The following is a 19960-nucleotide window of genomic DNA, read 5'->3' as shown; positions in this document are numbered from 1 at the left end:
TCCCCCCCCCCCCCCCCCCCCCCCCCCCCCCCCCCCCTCCCCCCCCCCCCCCCCCCCCCCCCCCCCCCCCCCCCCCCCCCCCCCCCGCTGCAGTTTTGGGGGACATTTCCCGGAATCGACCTGGTCACGCGGTGGCCGGAAGCAATCGATCACCGGTGTGGATTTTCACTCCGGCCACCTTCTGGTCACCCTCGCCCCATCGCTCGCGTCAGTTCGATCTCGATCACCACGCGCGCCGGGTTGGGCGACGGGGTCCGGCCGTAGCGCTCGGCGTAGCGGCGTTCCGCCTCCGCGACCCGGTCGGGCTCGCCGTGGACGAAGGCCCGGCCCTCCAACGTGGCCCACCGCTTGCCCTCCAGCTGGCAGACGGCGACGGCCGCTCCCTGCTCCCCGGCGGCCAGTACGTGGCGCACCTTGGCGCTCGCCTTGTTCGTGATCACCCGAGCCAGACGGGCCTCGGGATCGTATGTGACTCCGACGGGTACCACGTGCGGAGTGCCGTCCGGGCGGGGAGTCGTCAGAGTGCAGACGTGCCGCTCCCGCCAGAAAGCGAGGTACGGCTGGTCGGGGGCACCCGGATCGACGGAGTACTTGGTGGCCATGACCGGGAACTTAGCCCCTCACGCACTCCCGGATCCGCCCTTGAGTGGAATAGACTCAACTTTATGTACGCTGATGGAGTCAGCGCAGGGAGTCGCTGCGCTGATCGGGTCAGTGCAAGGAGGAGGAGAACGCGAACGTGGACGCCGAGCTGACCAACCGGAGCCGGGACGCGATCAACGCGGCCAGCAACCGGGCCGTGACCGAGGGGCACCCCGACCTCACCCCCGCCCATCTGCTGCTTTCGTTGCTCCAGGGCAAGGACAACGAGAACATCACCGATCTGCTCGCGGCGGTCGACACCGACCAGGCGGCCGTCCGCGCCGGAGCCGAGCGCGTGCTCGCCGGGCTGCCCAGCGTGACCGGCTCCACCGTGGCGCCGCCCCAGCCCAACCGCGAGATGCTCGCCGTCGTCGCCGACGCGCAGGCCCGCGCCAAGGAGCTCGGCGACGAGTATCTGTCGACCGAGCACCTGCTCATCGGCATCGCCGCGAAGGGCGGCGCGGCCGGCGAGGTGCTGGCCCAGCAGGGCGCCGACGCCAAGAAACTGCAGGCCGCCTTCCAGAAGACACGGGGACAGCGACGCGTGACCACGGCCGACCCCGAGGGCCAGTACAAGGCCCTGGAGAAGTTCGGCACCGACTTCACCGCCGCCGCGCGGGAAGGAAAGCTCGACCCCGTCATCGGGCGGGACCAGGAGATCCGGCGGGTCGTGCAGGTGCTCAGCCGCAGGACCAAGAACAACCCCGTGCTGATCGGCGAGCCCGGCGTCGGCAAGACCGCCGTCGTCGAGGGACTCGCCCAGCGGATCGTGAAGGGCGATGTGCCCGAGTCGCTGAAGGACAAGCGGCTCGTCGCGCTCGACCTGGGCGCGATGGTCGCCGGGGCGAAGTACCGGGGCGAGTTCGAGGAGCGGCTGAAGACCGTCCTGGCCGAGATCAAGGACTCCGACGGGCAGATCATCACCTTCATCGACGAACTGCACACCGTCGTCGGGGCCGGAGCGGGCGGCGACTCCGCCATGGACGCCGGCAACATGCTGAAGCCCATGCTCGCGCGCGGCGAGCTGCGCATGGTCGGCGCCACGACCCTCGACGAGTACCGCGAGCGGATCGAGAAGGACCCCGCCCTGGAGCGGCGCTTCCAGCAGGTGCTGGTCGCCGAGCCGACCGTCGAGGACTCGATCGCGATCCTGCGCGGGCTCAAGGGCCGCTACGAGGCCCACCACAAGGTGCAGATCGCCGACAGCGCGCTGGTCGCCGCCGCCTCGCTCTCCGACCGGTACATCACCTCCCGCTTCCTGCCCGACAAGGCCATCGACCTCGTCGACGAGGCGGCCTCGCGGCTGCGCATGGAGATCGACTCGTCCCCCGTCGAGATCGACGAACTCCAGCGCGCCGTCGACCGGTTGAAGATGGAAGAGCTGGCGATCGGCAAGGAGACCGACGCCGCCTCCCGCGAGCGCCTGGACAAGCTGCGCCGCGACCTCGCCGACAAGGAGGAGGAGCTGCGCGGCCTCACCGCCCGCTGGGAGAAGGAGAAGCAGTCCCTCAACCGCGTCGGCGAGCTGAAGGAACGCCTCGACGAGGTGCGCGGCCAGGCCGAACGCGCCCAGCGCGATGGCGACTTCGATACCGCCTCCAAGCTCCTCTACGGCGAGATCCCCGCCCTGGAGAAGGAGCTGGAGGCCGCCTCCGAGGCCGAGGAGGAGGTTGCCAAGGACACCATGGTGAAGGAGGAGGTCGGCTCCGACGACATCGCCGACGTCGTCGCCTCCTGGACCGGCATCCCTGCCGGGCGCCTGCTGGAGGGCGAGACGCAGAAGCTGCTCCGCATGGAGGACGAGCTCGGCAAGCGCCTCATCGGGCAGACCGAGGCAGTGCGGGCGGTGTCCGACGCCGTACGACGGTCCCGCGCCGGCATCGCCGACCCCGACCGGCCCACCGGCTCCTTCCTCTTCCTCGGCCCGACGGGCGTCGGCAAGACCGAACTGGCCAAGGCCCTCGCCGACTTCCTCTTCGACGACGAGCGGGCGATGGTCCGCATCGACATGTCGGAGTACAGCGAGAAGCACAGCGTGGCCCGCCTCGTCGGCGCCCCGCCCGGCTACATCGGCTACGAGGAGGGCGGCCAGCTCACCGAGGCGGTACGCCGCCGCCCGTACTCCGTCGTCCTGCTGGACGAGGTGGAGAAGGCCCACCCCGAGGTCTTCGACATCCTGCTCCAGGTGCTGGACGACGGCCGGCTCACGGACGGGCAGGGCCGCACAGTCGACTTCCGCAACACGATCCTCGTGCTGACGTCGAACCTGGGCAGCCAGTTCCTGGTCGACCCGATCACCAGTGACGAGGAGAAGAAGGAGCAGGTACTGGAGGTGGTGCGCACCTCCTTCAAGCCGGAGTTCCTCAACCGCCTGGACGACCTGGTCGTCTTCGCCGCGCTGACCAAGCCCGAGCTGGAGCGCATCGCGAAGCTCCAGCTGGAGCGCCTGGCCAAGCGGCTCGCCGAGCGGCGCCTCACCCTGGACATCACGCCCGAGGCCCTGGCCTGGCTCGCCGAGGAGGGCATGGACCCGGCGTACGGCGCCCGTCCGCTGCGCCGCCTCGTCCAGTCCGCGATCGGCGACCGCCTCGCCAAGGAGATCCTCTCCGGCGAGATCAAGGACGGCGACACGGTCCGGGTGGACCGCTTCGAGGAGGGCCTGATCGTGGGCCCGGCGACGGGCAAGACGCTCTGACCGGCACCACACGCGCCTGGACGACGGCCCGCCCCGCACATGGGGGCGGGCCGTCGTCGGTGCGGGCATACGACGGCATACGAGGTATTCGGCCAACTCGGGCCCGCCACCGTCCACTCCGCGCCCTCCGCTTCACGGCAGCGTCGCAGCCGCCGGGCAGGATTCGAACGGTCTTCCGTATTCAGCCGCCGCTTCCGCTCGCGGAGCGCTTCTCGGCCACGTCCCCTCGGCACACTGTCGGTGTGTTGCCGCTGTGCCTAGAGTGACCGGGCTGCCAGTGATGTGGACCTGACCAGTCCCTCCTGGTGCGTTGACCATTCACGGGGGAATTCACGGGGGCTTTCACGGGTGCACGCATCCCTGCGCGCCATTTCGCGCGACTTCACGCCGTCACCCGTGCGCTGACGGGGAGCGAGCGCGTCGCGGCACGCGCCGCCACATCGGCAAGAGGTGACCAGGCCCCGGCCGGCACCCTGCCGCGCACCGCACTCCACTCCACCGCCCTCGCGGGTCCCCACCCCAGCTTCAGCCCGGAAGGAATGCCCATGCGCAAGACCCTGACCGTAGCCGGTCTCACCGCGTCCGCCGTCGGCCTCGGCGTGCTGCTGGCCGGCCCGGCCGCCGCCTGGACGGCCTCGTCCCAGTTCGACGTCGTCTTCCCCGGCCAGAAGCCGCAGACGACCTACTACGTGGACAACACCGGGGCGAACACGACGTCCAGCGGCAACATGACCGGGAAGTCGGTCGTCTACTGGCAGCTCGGCGTCGACCAGGTGATCGACGGCTCGACGCGGTTCACCAGCTTCAAGATCACGACGCGGGTCGAGTCGCGCCTCGGTACGTCCGGGACGGACGAGGTCAGGTCCAAGAAGACCTGCGACATGACCGAGGTCCTCAACGACCACTACCAGTGGGTCCACGACTCTCCTGAGAACACCTGCGTCGCTCCGCCCGTCACGTACGACGGTGAGCTGTGGTGGTCGTCGGACGCCACGGTCGTCTACGACATCGAGGGCGACGGCAAGGGCGCCATCACCCAGGAGCTCGATGGCACCAGGCTGATCCACGGCTGACCGGCGACACCCCTCACCCCGCCACGACACCGTCCCGGAGGACAGACGTGATACGCAGATCGCTGACGGCCGCCCTCGTCGCCACGGCCTCGGCCACCGTGCTCGTGCTCACCAGCGGCACCGTGGTGCACGCGGACGAGGAGCCCACCGCCGAGCCGTCGGTCACCGCCACACCGGCGGACGAGGCACCGGCGAACCCCGTGATCGCCGAGTACGACGGGCGGAAGATCAACCTCGCCGAATCGTGGGAGGGCGCCGACAGCTGTACCGAGCTGCCCAGCGGTGAGGTGCACTGCTACGACTCGGACGCCGAGGCGCTGGCCGACCCCGAGCTGCCCGCCGAGATCCGCGAGGAGACGCTGAAGGCCAGCGCCGCCGCTCCCGCCGGGCCCAGCGCGGCCGCCGCGCCGCCCGCCCGGTGCGTCGCCGACTACTGGTGCCTCTATATGAAGGTCGGCTACAAGGGCAAGCTCCTGCGGCTGTTCTCCGACGGGGAGAAGGACCTCAAGGAGTGGGGCGCCCGGGACAAGCTGAGCGCCGTCTACTACTGGGTCGGCCGCTACTCGATCAACTACGGCGACGCGAAGATCACCGACCTGCGCTCCTGGCCCGTCGCGGACCGGGTCCGGCGACTCGACCCGCCGGGCGGCTGGTCGAACTTCACCAACCTCGACTACCCGGGCGGCGGGAACTGGAACAACAAGGTCGACATCTTCGAGGTCCGTCGCGCCTGACAGCCGTGTGAAGGCTCCGGTGGGTACCCGGTGCTTCCCCCGACCAGCCGGATCCTGTCAGCCGACGGCTGATGGGGCCGGTCCGGGCTTGCCACCCCCCTCCCCGGATGGGGGAGGATGGCGGAATCCGTACGAAGGGAAATTCACGGTGACCATCGACCCGTCCTCGATTCCGAACTTCGGGGGCCAGCCCGAGCCGCAGCCCGGCGGCCCGGCCGGCCCCGTCGTCCCGGATCAGGACCTCGTGAAGCAGCTCCTCGACCAGATGGAGCTCAAGTACGTCGTCGACGACGAGGGAGACCTCGCGGCGCCGTGGGAGCAGTTCCGCACCTACTTCATGTTCCGGGGTGAGGGAGACCAGCAGGTCTTCTCCGTGCGGACGTTCTACGACCGGCCCCATGAGATCGAGGCGAAGCCGCAGATCCTGGAGTCCATCGACGACTGGAACCGTCGCACGCTGTGGCCCAAGGTCTACAGCCACACCCACGACGACGGCACGGTCCGCCTCATCGGCGAGGCCCAGATGCTGATCGGCATGGGTGTCAGCCTGGAGCACTTCGTCTCCTCGACGGTCAGCTGGGTGCGTGCCGCGATCGAGTTCGACAAGTGGCTCATCGAGCAGCTCGGTCTCGAGGAGGAGATCAACGAGGCGGAGAAGCCCGAAGACGAGGAGTAGGCCCAGCGAGGCCTCGCCCCAGCGGCGCGTCGGCGCGTACGAGCAGGACAGGTACGTGCTGTACGCGCCGTACGCGTTTTCAGCCCAGCCAGCCCTTCTCGCGCGCGAGCAGCGCGGCCTAGACCCTGTTCGCGGCGCCGAGGCGGCGCATGAGCGCGGCCGGGTGCTGGTCCTCCGCGCCCCTCCCAGGGTGGTGTCGTCCCGCATGATCGCGGACCCCATGATCATGCGCAGCCGCACGCCGCGGCGCAGCAACCGCATGTTGCCAAGGGCGGCTCCTCCGGCTGACCCATCCCTCGACTCCTCGAAAGCGCCCGGCTGTTCGGTCGCCCACTCCAGGGCTCGATCTTCACTGAAGGTTCACAAGTTTGCTAAGTTGACCACTGCGTGCGCGACTTCGACCGGTAGGCAGGTGGTCTCGCCCGCTTTCGGACGGAAGGAGCGCCCTCGTTGGCGACTGAGAGCGAGGGCCCGAGCCCTGACGAGGTCCGGCAGTGGGTCGACAGGCTCTACGACCGGGCCGAGAGCGACACGGGTAGATACAACGCGACCCGCGCCGCTTCGATCCCGCGCCAGCGGAGCGCGGCCCCCGGTGGCCGGTCCCAGGAGGGCACGGAGCCCGGGGCCGCGACCTTTGCCCGGAAGTGGTTCGACTCCGCCCGGGCCGCATGGGGCCCGACCCTGCCGGCGACGCTGCCGGACGGGAGGTCGCCGGGCCGTCCCGCCCGCGCACCCGAGTCCGCACGACCCGTGCGCCCGGCGGAACGTCCCGCGGAACCCCTCGCCCTCGAAGCGCCCAAGGGCGGTGCGCGGGAGCTGACCGGTGGAACGGCTCAGTCACCGACCACCGGATCCCTCCCGGAGATCCCCGCCCAGCGCGTCGCACCGGCACTGCCGGGCGGGTCCCGGCGGGACGAGAGCGCCCGGCCCGGTGACGCGCTACCGGTCCTCGGCGGCGACGACGCGGCGGCGTGGCCGCTGTACGAGCCCGTACCGGCGCCCGCCCCGGATCCCGCCCCGGATCCCGGCCCACTGTCCGGCCCGCTGCCCACCATGACGCTGCCCGCCGTCCCGGGCGCCCTCCAGGCGGATCTCCCGGCAAGCGGGACGGACACCTACGGTGCCGGTCCGGCGACCGGCGCGATCGCGACGTATCCCACGGCCCCGTCAGTCGATCCGGCCCCGCACCACACCTCCGCTCCACCGGCCGGCCCGACCACCGCGACCTATGACGCCGGTCTGCCGGACGCCCTGGCAACGGCCCTGACGGCTCACGTTCCGGCAGTGCCCGCCGCACCCGCCCTCTCCGCCACGTTCACACCCGCCGCCTACGGCGGATCATGGATGTCGCCGGACACCGGCCACCGCACCCGGGCCGAGCGGGTCGTCGCCTTCGCCCGGGCGCAGACCGGCAAGCCCTGCGTATGGGGCGCGGTCGGGCCGGGATCGTACGACGCCCCCGGTCTCACCCAGGCCGCGTGGAAGGCCGCCGGCGTCACGCTTGGCCGGACCACGCAGGCCCAGTGGGAATCAGGAACGCAGGTCTCGCTCGCTGACGCCCAGGTCGGAGACCTGGTCTTCTTCCACGACGACCTCGGTCACGTCGGCATCTGGAGCGGCGACGGCACGATGATCCACGCCCCGGGTCCCGGAGCGCTCATCCGTGAGGACTCGGTGTTCTTCGCCGGCCAGTCGGCGATCAAGGGCGCGGTCCGCCCGGCCTGACGCCACTCACCCCACCGCCCCGAGCCGCTTCGCCGCCTCCTCCAGCACCCCCGTCCGCTTGCAGAACGCGAACCGCACGAAGGGGGCCCCCGCCTCCCGGTGGTCGTAGAAGACCGCGTTCGGGATGGCGACCACGCCCGCCCGCTCGGGCAGGGCGCGGCAGAAGGCGAAGCCGTCGGTCTCGCCCAGGGGGCGGATGTCGGTGGTGATGAAGTAGGTGCCGGCCGGCTTGAAAACCCCGAAACCGGCTTCCGCCAGGCCGCCCGCCAGTAGGTCCCGCTTGGCGAGCATGTCGTCGCGGAAGGCGGTGAAGTAGCTGTCCGGGAGGGCGAGGGCCTCGGCGACCGCGTACTGGAACGGCCCCGCCGAGACGTACGTCAGGTACTGCTTCGCCGAGCGCACCGCCGTGACCAGCTCCGGGGCCGCCGTCACCCAGCCGACCTTCCAGCCGGTGAACGAGAACGTCTTGCCGCTGCTCGAAATGGTCACCGTGCGCTCGCGCATCCCCGGGAACGTCGCCAGCGGCACGTGCTCGGCCTCGTCGAAGACCAGGTGCTCGTACACCTCGTCCGTCACCACGAGCAGATCGCGCTCCACCGCCAGCTCGGCGATCGCGGCCAGCTCCTCGCGCGTGAGGACCGTGCCGGTGGGGTTGTGCGGGGTGTTGACCAGCAGCAGGCGGGTGCGGTCGGTGACGGCGTCGCGCAGCTCGTCGAGGTCGAGGCGGAAGCGGCCCTCGTCCTCGTGTGCGCGCAGGGTGACCGGCACCCGGCGCCCGCCCGCCATCGCGATGCACGCCGCGTACGAGTCGTAGTACGGCTCCAGGGCGATCACCTCGTCGCCGGGCTCCACCAGGGCCAGCAGCGAGGCCGCGATGGCCTCCGTGGCCCCGGCGGTGACCAGGACCTCCGTGTCGGGGTCGTACGACAGCCCGTAGCGCCGCTGCTGGTGGGCGGCGACCGCCGTGCGCAGCTCGGGGACGCCGGGGCCCGGCGGGTACTGGTTGCCGCGGCCGTCCCGCAGGGCCCGTACGGCGGCTTCCCTGACCTCCTCCGGGCCGTCGGTGTCGGGGAAGCCCTGGCCGAGGTTGATGGCGCCGGTGCTCAAGGCCAGGGCGGACATCTCGGCGAAGATCGTCGTCCCGAACTCGGCGAGCCGGCGGTTGAGGAGGGGGCGCGCGCTGGAGGTCATGCCGGTCATCCTGCGCCGAAGCTCTGGACTTCCTCAACTCTGCTTTGGGGCGTTCGAGGGCAGGGCATCCCCTGTTCACGCAAGAGCGAGGCGCCCACGGGGGGCCGCTTCGGGGGAAACGAAAGGAGGGTGACGCCATGGTTATCGGCATCATCCTGGCGGTGTTCGCAGTCGTCCTGGTCGCGGCGCTGGTGTCCGGTGTGCGCAGGGGCGGCTCCAGGCGGTCGGCGCGTCGCCGACCGTGGACGTCCTCCGGTTCGGCGAGCAGCGGCAGCACCGGAAGCTGGTGGGCCGGTGGGGGAGACTCCGGCTCGTCCGGCGGTTCGTCCTGCAGCAGTGGCTCGTCCTGCGGAGGCGGGTCGTCCTGCGGGGGCGGCGGCGGTGGCGGGGGCTGCGGTGGCGGAGGCAGCTGACGGCAGTCGGCGAGCCCTCCCCACGGGGGAGACGCACCCACCGAACGCGGGGTCCGCAACTGAGGCGGGCCCCGCGTTTCCCGTCCGGCGGATCCGTCGAACGTCTGTCGGGTAACTGCACGAGGTCTCAGTCAACGTCGCATGTCTGTAGGACAACTGCCTCCATGGGACGGCGTACTCGGGCGTGACTCCGGCAACTGCGCTTGTCAAAGGGGCATCTCGCGGGCCCCTTCCGAGTTCGGGCACCCGTCCGTCCCGGCTCCGGGCGGCAGCCCCGGCGCACCGGCGCACGCCTCCCCGACACCGGCGCACGCCGTAGTTGAACAATTGAGCTGTAGAGCCCTCTGAGGGATGGAAACCCTACGAACTTGGGTAAAAACGCTGTGTTGGCGCCACAGTTCATGATTCCCTCTAACACACCGACGCGGCCCCTCGGACGCCCTGCGGACACCCTCCTGAAACCGGCCGACCGGGTTGATCCGGGCCGAATTTTCCCGGTGCGACCGGGGCGCGGCGGACCCATCTCCCTCTCCTTGTGTGCTTGCGGAGCCGATCCATGCTCACGACCCTGAACACCTCCTACACCGACACGCGCGCGGCCGATCTCGCCTGGGCGCTGGGGCGCGAGCCGCTTCCCGCACTGGCCGCACTGGACCTCGAACTGACGGGCACCAAACTGCAGTTGCGCCTCCTCGGCGCGTCCCACCAGGTCCTGCTGGAGGAGGAGCGGGGCATCTGCTCGGAGACGGTGGCGTGCATCCCGGGCAGCAGCACCCCGCTTCCGCTGGGCGTCGCTAAGCGGGTGGGCGACTGGGAGTACGAGTTCGCGGCCCGGGTCGAGGTCCTCTCGCCCGGCTCCTTCGAGGGCCGCGCCCAGGAGTTGCTGGCCCTCGTCTCCGACCATCCGCACGGCCTCGCGGGCGTCTTCCCCGGCAGCCCGCACGCCTTCACGGCACTGCTGGCCCAGCACCACGAGGGACAGGTGCACTGGCGGACCTGGCACGCGTACCCGCAGGACGGCCAGTTGGTGGCGACCCGGACGAGGGTCGGCGTACGGATGCCGGCGACGGTCTCCGTCAACTGAACCGCCGGCGCCTCAGGCGGCAAACCGCATCTCTCACCGATATCGGGCCTCTGTAAACCAGCACCACACGTGTGGGTGACGAACCGCGGTCGAGGCGTGACGTAACGTCGCAGCGTGATCGAGCCGCACGCGCCCGCCCCGCCCGGTTCCCCGCCCCCCTGGAGCGCCCCGGGCGGCCCCGGCGGCCCGGCGCGGCTGCCCGTCCGGCCGGGCACCGGACGGTTCCTGGTCCTCGCCGGCGTGTTCGTCTGCGCGGCCTGCGGACTCGTGTACGAACTCGAACTCGTCGCCCTCGCCTCCTACTTGATGGGCGACTCGGTCACCCAGGCGTCGGTCGTGCTGTCCGTCATGGTCTTCGCGATGGGCATCGGCTCCCTCGCCGCGAAGCGGCTGCGCGGGCTCGCCGCGGCCGGTTTCGGCGCCGTCGAGGCCACGCTCGCGCTCGTCGGCGGATGCAGCGCCATGGCCCTGTACGCTGTGTTCGCCTGGACCGGCGACTGGGGCGGTATGTGGGCGAGCGGCCCCCGCTGCCTCCTGGTCGCCTTCTCCCTCGCGACCGGGCTGCTCATCGGCGCCGAGGTCCCGCTGCTGATGGAGCTGATCCAACGCATCCGCCGCCAGGACGCGGGCGGCGCGGTGGCCGACCTGTCCGCCGCGGACTACGTCGGCGCCCTCGTCGGAGGCCTCGCCTTCCCCTTCCTCCTGCTGCCGTTCCTCGGCCAGCTCACCGGCGCGCTGCTCACCGGCGCCGTCAACGCGGTCGTCGGCGGGGCGCTGGTGCTCGGGCTGTTCCGCCGGGATCTGACCCGGCGCGCCCGCTGGCTGCTGCTGCTCGTCAACGGGCTCGTGCTCGCGGTCCTCGCCTCGGCCGCCGTCCTCGTCGACGACTTCGAGCGGGCCGCCCGGCAGGCGATGTACGGCAGGGACGTCCGCGTCGCGCTCCAGACCGGCGTCCAGGAGGTCGTCCTCGCGGGCGGCACGGACGGCCGGCCCCTCGCCCTCTTCCTCGACGGCCGGCTCCGGGTCAGCGGACGCGACGAACTCCGCTACCACGAGGCCCTCGTCCACCCCGCGATGACCGGGACGCACGCGCGCGTGCTGATCCTCGGCGGCGGGGACGGCCTGGCGGCCCGCGAGGTGCTGCGCCACCCCGGAGTGGACCGGGTCGACATCGTCGAACTCGATGCCGAGGTCGTACGGCTGGCCCGCACCGACCCGGGCCTGTCCGCGCTGAACCGGCACGCCTACGGCGACCCGCGCGTGCGCGTGACGGTCCAGGACGCCTTCGGCTGGCTGCGCGGGGCGCCCCCGGCGGCGTACGACGTGGTCGTCTCGGATCTGCCGGACCCGGGGATCACGGCGAGTACGAAGCTGTACTCGCAGGAGTTCTACGGCCTCGCGCGGCGCGTGCTGGCCCCCGGCGGCCGGCTCGTGGTGCACGCCGGGCCGGTCGCGGCGGGCCCTCGGGTGTACTGGACGGTGGACGCGACGGTGCGCGCGGCGGGCTTCCGTACCGCCCCCTACGGCATGAAGGGGCGCCGCGCCGGTTTCGCCGCCGGCCCCGACCGCACACCGGCCGACCGCTCCCGGGCGCCCCGGGACTGGGGTTTCGTCCTGGCCGCCCGCACGGACCCGCGGCCACGCCTCGACCCGGACGGTCCGCGCCCGCGGATCCTCACGGACGCGTCGCTCGCGGCGGGGGCGCGGGCGGCGTGGGGGACGCGGATCGCCGGGCTGCCCGCTTCGACGCTGGTGCATCCGCGGTACTGAGGGAGCCGGGGGCGGGGCGGCGCAGGATACGCCGGGCGGACCCGGATGCGGAGCGAATCCCGGAGGTGGGGGTGCGTTTTCGCCTGTGCTGGGTAGAGTCCGTCGACATGGAGCACGAGGTGTTCGTTCCGGTTCCGGCCGAGCGGCTCAGGGAGGTGCTGGACGACCCCGCGCGGGTCGCCCGGGTGGTACCCGGGCTCCAGCAGGACGCCGGCGCCGAGCCGGTCGCCGGGCGGCTGAAGATCCGGGTCGGCAGTCATTCCGTCACCTACCGGGGTGCCGTACGGGTCTCCCGGCGGGACGACGGGGCGTACGCCGTGGAGGGTGAGGCGGAGGAGTCGCGCGGCAGCGGCTCGGTCAAGATCGCCCTGCGGATCTTCCTGCGGGAGGCGGAGGGCGGCTGCACCGTCGCGTTCGACGGCACGGCCTCCGCGGACGGGCGGATCAAGGACCTGCCGTCCGACGCGGTGCAGAGCGCCGTCGTCCGCCTGCTGAACCGCTTCGCGGAACACCTGGCCGACACGGCCCCGGAGACGACGACGTCCCTCGCCACCCAGGACTTCGAACCCCGGGCGACGACCGACCACGAAACGACCCCGGACGCGGACGACGAGGCCCTGCCCCCGGCGGGGGCCGCCGAGGGCCCGTCTTCCGACTCCGGCGGTGAGGGCCCGGCGTCCGCCCCCGGTGCCGAGGACTCGGCCTCCGGCTCTGGCGGCGAGAGCCCGGCTTCCGGCCACGCCGGCGAGAGCCCCGCCTCCGGTTCGGCCGACGAGAGCTCCACACCGGCCCCTGATGACCAGCCCCCCGCCCCGGCGCCAGACGATCAGCCCCCCGCCCCCGAACCCCCCGCCGTTCCGTCGGCCCCCGTAGGGCGGGCCGCTGAAGGGGACGAGGACGCCGAGTCCATCGCCGAGGCGGCGCACGCGCGGCGGACGATGATCGGGCGGAGTGCCGAGGAGGTCGATCACGCCCCGCCGCGCGGACGGTACGCGCCGGTGCCCGCGCCGCAGACCGTGTCGCCCCCGGCCCCGCTGCGCTGGGCGGCGCCCGCGGCGGCGCTCGCCGTGGCGTCGGCCATCGTGGCGGTCCGGGCCCTGCGCCGACGGCGTTGAAACGTCCCGCACCGCACGGTGCCCCCTTGATCACCGCAGTAGGGTCGTCCCGTGAGTGACGAAGACATCACGCTGACCGCGGGCGACGCGGAGGTGACCGTGCAGCCGGGCAACGGCGGCCGGGTCGGAGGGCTGCGGATCGGCGGCGTGGAGGTGCTGCGGCAGGGGGAGCGGTTCGGCTGCTTTCCGATGGTGCCCTGGTGCGGCAGGGTCCGGGACGGCCGGTTCCTGGACGGCGCCGCCGTACGGCAGCTGCCGCTCAACGCCCCGCCCCACGCCATCCACGGCACCGTCCGCGACCACGCCTGGCGCACCGCCCGCACGAGCACGGACGAGGCCGTCATCACGTACGAGCTCGTCGACCCCTGGCCCCACCCGGGCCGCGTCACCCAGGTCGTCGCCCTCGCCGAGAACGCGCTGACGCTCACCATGTCCGTGGAGACGTACGACTCGTCCTTCCCGGCGCAGATCGGCTGGCACCCGTGGTTCAACCGCAACCTCGGTGGCGAGGACGTACAGCTCGACTTCGACCCCGCCTGGCAGGAGGAGCGCGGCGACGACCACCTGCCCACCGGCAACCGCCTCGACCCGAAGCCCGGCCCCTGGGACGACTGCTTCGGGATGCCCGGCGGCGTCGACGTCACCCTGACCTGGCCCGGGCAGCTGGAGCTGAAGGTGGCGAGCCGCGAGGAGTGGGTCGTCGTCTACGACGAGCAGGAGGCGGCCGTGTGCGTGGAGCCGCAGACCGGGCCGCCCAACGGGCTCAACACCATGCCGCGCCTGGTCACGCCCCTGGAGCCGCTGGAGGCCACCACTACCTGGAGCTGGCGCCGCCTCTAAGCTGGGCGCCATGACGGACACACGCGGCGCGCTGCTGCAGCAGATCAAGGACAAGGCCGTGGTGCACGGCAAGGTGACCCTGTCGTCGGGTCTGGAGGCCGACTACTACGTCGACCTGCGCCGCGTCACGCTCGACGGCGAGGCCGCCCCCCTGGTCGGGCAGGTGCTGCTGGATCTGACGTCGGAGCTGGAGTTCGACGCCGTCGGCGGGCTCACCATGGGCGCCGACCCGGTCGCCGCCGCCATGCTGCATGCCGCCGCCGCGCGCGGGAAGCGTCTGGACGCCTTCGTCGTCCGCAAGGCCGCGAAGGCGCACGGGCTGCAGCGGCGCGTCGAGGGCCCGGACATCGCGGGCCGCCGCGTGCTGGTCGTCGAGGACACCTCCACCACCGGCGGCTCCCCGCTGACCGCCGTCGAGGCCGTGCGCGAGGCCGGGGCCGAGGTCGTGGCCGTCGCGACGATCGTCGACCGGGCGACCGGCGCCGCGGAGAAGATCCAGGAGGGCGCCGGGGTGCCGTACCTCTTCGCCTTCTCGAAGGACGAGCTCGGACTGGACTGACCGGAGCCTGACCAGGGCGTGGACGGTGGCCTGGACCTTCCGGCCAAGTCTGGAAGGATGGGGCCGACGATGACGTCGCATCCCAAGGTCTAGGTCAGGGCCGAAAAGAGCGCAGTACCCCAACCCGCAGATACAAGGAGCGGACGCATGCCCATCGCAACTCCCGAGGTCTACAACGAGATGCTGGACCGGGCGAAGGCAGGAAAGTTCGCCTACCCGGCCATCAACGTGACCTCCACCCAGACCCTGCACGCGGCCCTGCGCGGTTTCGCTGAGGCGGAGAGCGACGGCATCGTCCAGATCTCCACGGGTGGCGCCGAGTTCCTGGGCGGTCAGTACAGCAAGGACATGGTGACCGGCTCGGTCGCCCTGGCCGAGTTCGCGCACATCGTCGCCGAGAAGTACCCGGTGAACATCGCCCTGCACACGGACCACTGCCCGAAGGACAAGCTCGACGGGTACGTACGTCCGCTGCTGGCGCTCTCCCAGAAGCGCGTCGAGGCCGGTCTGAACCCGCTGTTCCAGTCGCACATGTGGGACGGCTCGGCCGAGACCCTGGCCGACAACCTCTCCATCGCGCAGGAGCTGCTGGAGCTCGCCCGCGCCGCCAGGATCATCCTCGAGGTGGAGATCACCCCGACCGGTGGCGAGGAGGACGGTGTCTCGCACGAGATCAACGACTCCCTCTACACCACGGTCGACGACGCGATCCGCACCGTCGAGGCCCTGGGCCTGGGCGAGAAGGGCCGCTACCTGCTGGCCGCGTCCTTCGGCAACGTGCACGGCGTGTACAAGCCGGGCAACGTCGTCCTCCGTCCCGAGCTGCTGAAGGAGCTGAACGAGGGCGTCGCCGCCAAGTTCGGCAAGGCCGCCTCTCCCGGTCCCTTCGACTTCGTCTTCCACGGCGGCTCCGGCTCCACCGCCGAGGAGATCGCCACCGCGCTGGACAACGGCGTCGTGAAGATGAACCTCGACACGGACACCCAGTACGCCTTCACCCGCCCGGTCGCGGACCACATGCTCCGCAACTACGACGGTGTCCTGAAGGTCGACGGCGAGGTCGGCTCCAAGAAGACCTACGACCCGCGCACCTGGGGCAAGCTGGCCGAGGCGTCCATGGCCAAGCGCGTCCTCGAGGCCTGCGGCAACCTCCGCTCCACCGGCACGAAGATCAAGTAAGTCAGGTTCTGGTCTTCTCGTCGTTTGAGCCCGGCACCTCCTGTGGTGCCGGGCTCTTCCGTATGCTCCCTGCATGCCCGATGTCCGGCTGGCCTCCCCGCAGGGCAAGTGGATCCTGCTCACCACCGTCCTCGGTTCCAGCATGGCCCTGCTGGACTCGACCGTCGTCAATGTCGCGCTGCCCCGCATCGGCCGTGACCTCGACGCGAACCTGTCCGCACTGCAGTGGACGGTCAACGCGTACATGGTCACGCTGGCCGGGCTGATCCTGCTGGGCGGGGCGCTGGGAGACCGTTTCGGGCGCCGGAAGGTGTTCGTCGTCGGGGTGGTGTGGTTCGCGGTGGCGTCCCTGCTGTGCGGGATCGCGCCGAACGCGGGGACGCTGATCGCCGCGCGGGCCCTGCAGGGGGTGGGCGGTGCCCTGCTGACCCCGGGGTCGCTGGCGCTGATCCAGGCGTCCTTCCACCCCGACGACCGGGGCCGGGCGGTGGGTCTGTGGTCCGGCTTCGGCGGCGTCGGCGCGGCGGTCGGGCCGTTCGTCGGCGGCTGGCTGGTGGACGGGCCGGGCTGGCGGTGGGTGTTCCTGCTGAACGTGCCGCTGGCGCTGGTGTGCGTGCCGGTGGCGCTGCGGCATGTCCCCGAGTCGGGCGGAGAGGGGGCCCGTGGCCGGTTCGACGTGCTGGGCGCGGTGCTGGGCGCGGTGGCGCTGGCGCTGCTGACGTACGCGCTGATCGAGGCCGGTGAGGGCGGCTGGGTGGTGGCCCTCTCGGCGGTGGCCGGGGTGGCCGCGGCCGTCGCGTTCGTGGTCGTCGAGCGGCGCAGGCCCGATCCGATGATGCCGACGGACATCTTCTCCTCCCGCCAGTTCACGGTGATCAACATCGTCACCCTGTGTGTGTACGCGGCCCTCGGCGGGTTCTTCTTCCTCGCGGCTCTGCAGCTCCAGGTCGTCGTGGGCTACACCGCCCTCGGGGCCGGTACGGCGCTGCTGCCGACGACCGTGCTGATGCTGCTGCTGTCGGCGCGGTCCGGGGAGCTGGCCGACCGGATCGGGCCGCGTCTGCCGCTCACGGTGGGGCCGCTGCTGAGCGCCGCCGGGATGCTGCTGATGCTGCGGGTGGGGCCGGGCGCGTCCTACTGGGCCGATGTGCTCCCGGCGCTGGTGGTGCTCGGACTGGGCCTGGTCATGCTGGTGGCGCCGCTGACGGCGACCGTGCTGGGTTCCGTGGATGTGGCGCGGGCGGGGCTGGCCAGCGGCATCAACAACGCGGCGGCCCGGGCGGCGGGGCTGGTGGCGGTGGCCGCGCTGCCGCTGCTCGCCGGGATGGGGGAGGAGGCGTACCGGGAGCCGGCCGCCTTCGACGCGGCGTTCGGGCGGGCGATGGGGTGGTGCGCGGGGGCGCTGGTGGTGGGGGCGTTGATCGCGGGGGCCACGGTGCGCAGGCCTCCGCCCGGGTGCAAGCGGCCGGAGTGCCTGCGGCAGGGCGGTGTCGTGTCACCTCCGCTGGAGGGGGAGCCGGTGCGGAAGCGGCTGTCCTAGGGCCTGTCTGACAAATCCCCGCCTGCTCTGCGGGCGGACGACGGGGATTTGTCAGACAGGCCCTGGCAGCCGTCCGGCCAGTACCCCCGCCCACTGCGCCGCGGCTGTCGTCATGGCGCAGACTTGACCCCATGTCCATTCACGAGAACCTTCTCGGGGGTCCGCCCCCGACCCACCTCCCCGATGACCCCGGGCCACGGGAACTGCTCGCTTCGGGTACCGCGCCGGTCGACGTCGCCGCCGCGCACCCCACCTCCTCGCTCGCCTGGGCGCAGCTCGCCGACGAGGCGTTCGAGCGGGGCGCCACCGTGGAGTCGTACGCGTACGCCCGTACGGGCTACCACCGCGGCCTGGACGCCCTGCGCCGCAGCGGCTGGAAGGGCCACGGCCCGGTGCCGTGGGAGCACGAGCCGAACCGCGGCTTCCTGCGCGCCCTGCACGCCCTCGCCCGCGCCGCGCAGACGATCGGCGAGCAGGAGGAGTACGAGCGCTGCTCGCAGTTCCTCAAGGACTCCTCGCCGACGGCGGCGCAGGTCCTGGGCTGACAGCGGTCTGTAGAGGCGAGGCCCGTCCGCTGAGCGGGCGGGCCTTGCGGTTCCGGGGGATTATTGCGGAGTATGCCCGTGGGGACCGGGGCCCCCGTGCCGGAATTCGGCAGGGGCGGACCGCTACCCGGAGTTATCTGCAGGAGACAGCGATGTCCCACGAGGCTCACGAGCCCGAGACCCCGCATCTCGATTTCCAAGGCACGACGCCGTACGAGGACTACGTCAAGGCGGACGTGCTCACCCACCTCCAGCACACCCTCTCGGACGACCCCGGAGAGATGGTCTTCCTGGTGACGACCCAGGTGATGGAGCTGTGGTTCACCGTCATCGTCCACGAGTGGGAGACAGCGGCCCGCGCACTGCGCGGCGACGACATCCCCACCGCGACCGCCGCGCTGAAGCGGTCCGTGCGCGAGCTGGAGGCGCTCAACGCCTCCTGGAGGCCGCTCGCCCAGCTCACGCCCGCCCAGTTCAACTCGTACCGCAGCGCCCTCGGCGAGGGCTCCGGCTTCCAGTCGGCGATGTACCGGCGGATGGAGTTCCTGCTCGGCGAGAAGTCCGCGTCCATGCTCGTCCCGCACCGGGGCGCCCCGCGCGTGCACGCCGAGCTGGAGAAGGCCCTGCACGAGCCGAGCCTGTACGACGAGGTCGTACGGCTGCTCGCGAGGCGCGGGTACGACGTCCCGGAGGCCGTGCTGCGGCGGGACGTGGCGAAGCGCTACGAGCCGTCGCCGGAGGTGGAGGCGGCCTGGACGGCCGTCTACTCCGGCGACGAGAGCGACGGACTGGCCCGGCTGGGCGAGGCGCTGAGCGATGTCGCCGAGCTGGTGTGGCGCTGGCGCAACGACCATCTGGTCGCCACCCGCCGCGCGATGGGCTCCAAGACCGGCACGGGCGGCTCCGCCGGGGTGGCCTGGCTGGAGAAGCGGGCGCAGAAGAACGTCTTCCCCGAGCTGTGGACGGCGCGGTCCTATGTCTGAACTGGCCGTCACGGCAGAGAAGCTGGACGCCGCCGACGAACTGGGCGGCAAGCGCGAGGGGTTCGTCCTCGACGAGGTCGTCTACCTCGACGGCAACTCGCTCGGCGCGCTGCCGGCCGTCGTCCCCGGGCGGGTCGAGGACGTCGTACGGCGTCAGTGGGGCGAGCTGCGCATCCGGTCCTGGGAGGAGAGCGGCTGGTGGACGGCGCCCGAGCGGATCGGTGACCGGATCGCCCCGCTGGTCGGGGCGGCACCCGGGCAGATCGTGGTCGGCGACTCGACGAGTGTCAATGTCTTCAAGGCACTGGTGGGTGCCGTGCGCCTCGCCGGGGACGACCGCGACGAGATCCTCGTCGACGCCACGACCTTCCCGACCGACGGGTACATCGCGGAGTCGGCGGCGCGGATGACCGGCCGCACCCTGCGGCCGGTGACCCCGGCTGAGGTGCCGGGCGCGCTGTCCGGCCGTACCGCCGCCGTCCTCCTCAACCACGTCGACTACCGCACCGGCCGGCTGCACGACCTGCCGGCGCTGACGGCCGCCGTGCACGAGGCGGGCGCGCTCGCCGTCTGGGACCTGTGCCACAGCGCGGGCGCCCTGCCGGTCGGGCTCGACGAGCACGGGGTGGACCTGGCCGTCGGCTGTACCTACAAGTACCTGAACGGCGGCCCGGGTTCCCCGGCGTACCTGTACGTACGCCGGGAGCTGCAGGACCGCTTCGACTCCCCGCTGCCCGGCTGGAACTCGCACGCCGAGCCGTTCGGGATGCGCGGCGCCTACGAACCGGCCTCCGGTGCGTTGCGCGGCCGGGTCGGTACGCCGGACATCCTCTCCATGCTCGCCCTGGAGGCGGCCCTGGAGGTGTGGGACGGGGTGTCGGTCGAGGCGGTGCGGGCCAAGTCCCTCGCGCTGACGGACTTCTTCCTCCGGTGTGTGGCGGAGTACGTGCCCGAGGGCAGGGCCGAGTGCCTGACGCCGGTGGCGCACGCGGAGCGGGGCAGCCAGATCGCCCTGCGCTGTGACGACGCCGGCGAGGTGATGAAACGGCTGATCGAGCGGGGTGTGGTCGGCGACTTCCGGGCGCCGGACGTGCTGCGCTTCGGGTTCACGCCGCTGTACGTGGGCTTCGCCGACGTGGAGCGGGCGGCGCGGGTGCTGGCGGAGACGCTGTCCCTCGCGTGAGTCGCCCGTGACG

General features: G+C 72.0%; 18 protein-coding genes. 16 read left to right on the top strand and 2 right to left on the bottom strand.

Annotated elements, in window-relative coordinates:
• Positions 1-185 precede the first annotated feature (185 nt).
• Positions 186-602, bottom strand: coding sequence for a pyridoxamine 5'-phosphate oxidase family protein (locus ACZ6I3_RS35675; RefSeq protein ID WP_469420365.1), 417 nt, complete (start codon positions 600-602; stop codon positions 186-188).
• Positions 603-739: 137 nt separating this feature from the next.
• On the opposite strand from ACZ6I3_RS35675, the gene clpB reads away from it, so the two are divergent.
• The 5 genes from clpB to ACZ6I3_RS35650 all read left to right on the top strand — a co-directional run bounded on the left by clpB (position 740) and on the right by ACZ6I3_RS35650 (position 7545).
• Positions 740-3337 carry an ATP-dependent chaperone ClpB gene (gene clpB, locus ACZ6I3_RS35670; protein ID WP_469420363.1) on the top strand — a complete coding sequence of 866 codons (2598 nt, stop codon included), beginning with the start codon at positions 740-742 and terminating at the stop codon, positions 3335-3337.
• Positions 3338-3882: 545 nt separating this feature from the next.
• Entirely contained in the window at positions 3883-4410 is a 528-nt protein-coding gene (locus ACZ6I3_RS35665; protein WP_469420361.1) for a hypothetical protein, read from the top strand.
• A 47-nt stretch (positions 4411-4457) separates the two neighbouring features.
• Entirely contained in the window at positions 4458-5144 is a 687-nt protein-coding gene (locus tag ACZ6I3_RS35660; RefSeq protein WP_469420360.1) for a hypothetical protein, read from the top strand.
• Between the two features lie 148 nt (positions 5145-5292).
• Positions 5293-5820, top strand: a complete 528-nt coding sequence (locus ACZ6I3_RS35655; RefSeq protein WP_031142427.1) for a YbjN domain-containing protein — start codon at positions 5293-5295, stop codon at positions 5818-5820.
• Positions 5821-6570: 750 nt separating this feature from the next.
• Positions 6571-7545: a C40 family peptidase gene (locus ACZ6I3_RS35650; protein WP_469420357.1), complete on the top strand. Its 975-nt coding sequence runs from the start codon at positions 6571-6573 to the stop codon at positions 7543-7545.
• A gap of 6 nt (positions 7546-7551) precedes the next feature.
• Here ACZ6I3_RS35650 and ACZ6I3_RS35645 read toward each other — a convergent pair whose 3' ends face one another.
• Positions 7552-8745, bottom strand: a complete 1194-nt coding sequence (locus ACZ6I3_RS35645) for a pyridoxal phosphate-dependent aminotransferase (protein WP_469420355.1) — start codon at positions 8743-8745, stop codon at positions 7552-7554.
• A gap of 128 nt (positions 8746-8873) precedes the next feature.
• On the opposite strand from ACZ6I3_RS35645, the gene ACZ6I3_RS35640 reads away from it, so the two are divergent.
• The 11 genes from ACZ6I3_RS35640 (at position 8874) to kynU (ending at position 19947) form a co-directional block, all read left to right on the top strand.
• On the top strand, positions 8874-9149 hold the full coding sequence (locus ACZ6I3_RS35640; protein ID WP_469420354.1) for a hypothetical protein: 276 nt from the start codon (positions 8874-8876) through the stop codon (positions 9147-9149).
• 556 nt (positions 9150-9705) lie between these two features.
• Positions 9706-10233, top strand: a complete 528-nt coding sequence (locus ACZ6I3_RS35635) for a DUF2617 family protein (RefSeq protein WP_469420352.1) — start codon at positions 9706-9708, stop codon at positions 10231-10233.
• Between the two features lie 114 nt (positions 10234-10347).
• Complete coding sequence (locus ACZ6I3_RS35630; RefSeq protein ID WP_469420350.1) at positions 10348-12003, top strand: polyamine aminopropyltransferase; 1656 nt, start codon at positions 10348-10350, stop codon at positions 12001-12003.
• A gap of 107 nt (positions 12004-12110) precedes the next feature.
• A complete protein-coding gene (locus ACZ6I3_RS35625; protein ID WP_469420349.1) occupies positions 12111-13118 on the top strand; it encodes an SRPBCC domain-containing protein in 1008 nt (335 codons plus the stop codon).
• A 51-nt stretch (positions 13119-13169) separates the two neighbouring features.
• Positions 13170-13958 carry an aldose epimerase family protein gene (locus tag ACZ6I3_RS35620; RefSeq protein ID WP_469420347.1) on the top strand — a complete coding sequence of 263 codons (789 nt, stop codon included), beginning with the start codon at positions 13170-13172 and terminating at the stop codon, positions 13956-13958.
• A gap of 10 nt (positions 13959-13968) precedes the next feature.
• Complete coding sequence (gene pyrE, locus ACZ6I3_RS35615) at positions 13969-14517, top strand: orotate phosphoribosyltransferase (RefSeq protein WP_454360502.1); 549 nt, start codon at positions 13969-13971, stop codon at positions 14515-14517.
• A gap of 147 nt (positions 14518-14664) precedes the next feature.
• Positions 14665-15696 (top strand): class II fructose-bisphosphate aldolase, encoded by a 1032-nt coding sequence (gene fbaA, locus ACZ6I3_RS35610; RefSeq protein WP_469420345.1) that lies wholly within the window; start codon positions 14665-14667, stop codon positions 15694-15696.
• Positions 15697-15769: 73 nt separating this feature from the next.
• The gene (locus ACZ6I3_RS35605) at positions 15770-17236 is read left to right on the top strand and encodes an MFS transporter (RefSeq protein WP_469420344.1); all 1467 of its coding nucleotides are present in this window, start codon (positions 15770-15772) and stop codon (positions 17234-17236) included.
• A gap of 131 nt (positions 17237-17367) precedes the next feature.
• A complete protein-coding gene (locus ACZ6I3_RS35600) occupies positions 17368-17781 on the top strand; it encodes a DUF3151 domain-containing protein (protein ID WP_399024863.1) in 414 nt (137 codons plus the stop codon).
• Positions 17782-17933: 152 nt separating this feature from the next.
• Positions 17934-18764, top strand: a complete 831-nt coding sequence (locus ACZ6I3_RS35595) for a tryptophan 2,3-dioxygenase family protein (protein WP_469420342.1) — start codon at positions 17934-17936, stop codon at positions 18762-18764.
• Positions 18757-19947 carry a kynureninase gene (gene kynU, locus ACZ6I3_RS35590; RefSeq protein WP_469420341.1) on the top strand — a complete coding sequence of 397 codons (1191 nt, stop codon included), beginning with the start codon at positions 18757-18759 and terminating at the stop codon, positions 19945-19947. The genes ACZ6I3_RS35595 and kynU overlap by 8 nt, the downstream gene beginning before the upstream one ends.
• The last annotated feature ends 13 nt before the right edge of the window (positions 19948-19960 follow it).

The organism is Streptomyces sp. NPDC041940, from assembly GCF_055589465.1.
Note: the sequence above shows the minus strand (reverse complement) of the source record. Positions and strands in the feature narration are given on the sequence as shown.

Excerpts from the sequence above, each read along its gene's own strand:
- ACZ6I3_RS35675 (WP_469420365.1), bottom strand. The coding sequence starts at position 602 with ATGGCCACCAAGTACTCCGTCGATCCGGGTGCCCCCGACCAGCCGTAC.
- ACZ6I3_RS35665 (WP_469420361.1), top strand. The coding sequence starts at position 3,883 with ATGCGCAAGACCCTGACCGTAGCCGGTCTCACCGCGTCCGCCGTCGGC.
- ACZ6I3_RS35645 (WP_469420355.1), bottom strand. The coding sequence starts at position 8,745 with ATGACCGGCATGACCTCCAGCGCGCGCCCCCTCCTCAACCGCCGGCTC.
- ACZ6I3_RS35640 (WP_469420354.1), top strand. The coding sequence starts at position 8,874 with ATGGTTATCGGCATCATCCTGGCGGTGTTCGCAGTCGTCCTGGTCGCG.
- ACZ6I3_RS35635 (WP_469420352.1), top strand. The coding sequence starts at position 9,706 with ATGCTCACGACCCTGAACACCTCCTACACCGACACGCGCGCGGCCGAT.
- ACZ6I3_RS35625 (WP_469420349.1), top strand. The coding sequence starts at position 12,111 with ATGGAGCACGAGGTGTTCGTTCCGGTTCCGGCCGAGCGGCTCAGGGAG.
- pyrE (WP_454360502.1), top strand. The coding sequence starts at position 13,969 with ATGACGGACACACGCGGCGCGCTGCTGCAGCAGATCAAGGACAAGGCC.
- fbaA (WP_469420345.1), top strand. The coding sequence starts at position 14,665 with ATGCCCATCGCAACTCCCGAGGTCTACAACGAGATGCTGGACCGGGCG.
- ACZ6I3_RS35605 (WP_469420344.1), top strand. The coding sequence starts at position 15,770 with ATGCCCGATGTCCGGCTGGCCTCCCCGCAGGGCAAGTGGATCCTGCTC.
- ACZ6I3_RS35600 (WP_399024863.1), top strand. The coding sequence starts at position 17,368 with ATGTCCATTCACGAGAACCTTCTCGGGGGTCCGCCCCCGACCCACCTC.
- ACZ6I3_RS35595 (WP_469420342.1), top strand. The coding sequence starts at position 17,934 with ATGTCCCACGAGGCTCACGAGCCCGAGACCCCGCATCTCGATTTCCAA.
- kynU (WP_469420341.1), top strand. The coding sequence starts at position 18,757 with ATGTCTGAACTGGCCGTCACGGCAGAGAAGCTGGACGCCGCCGACGAA.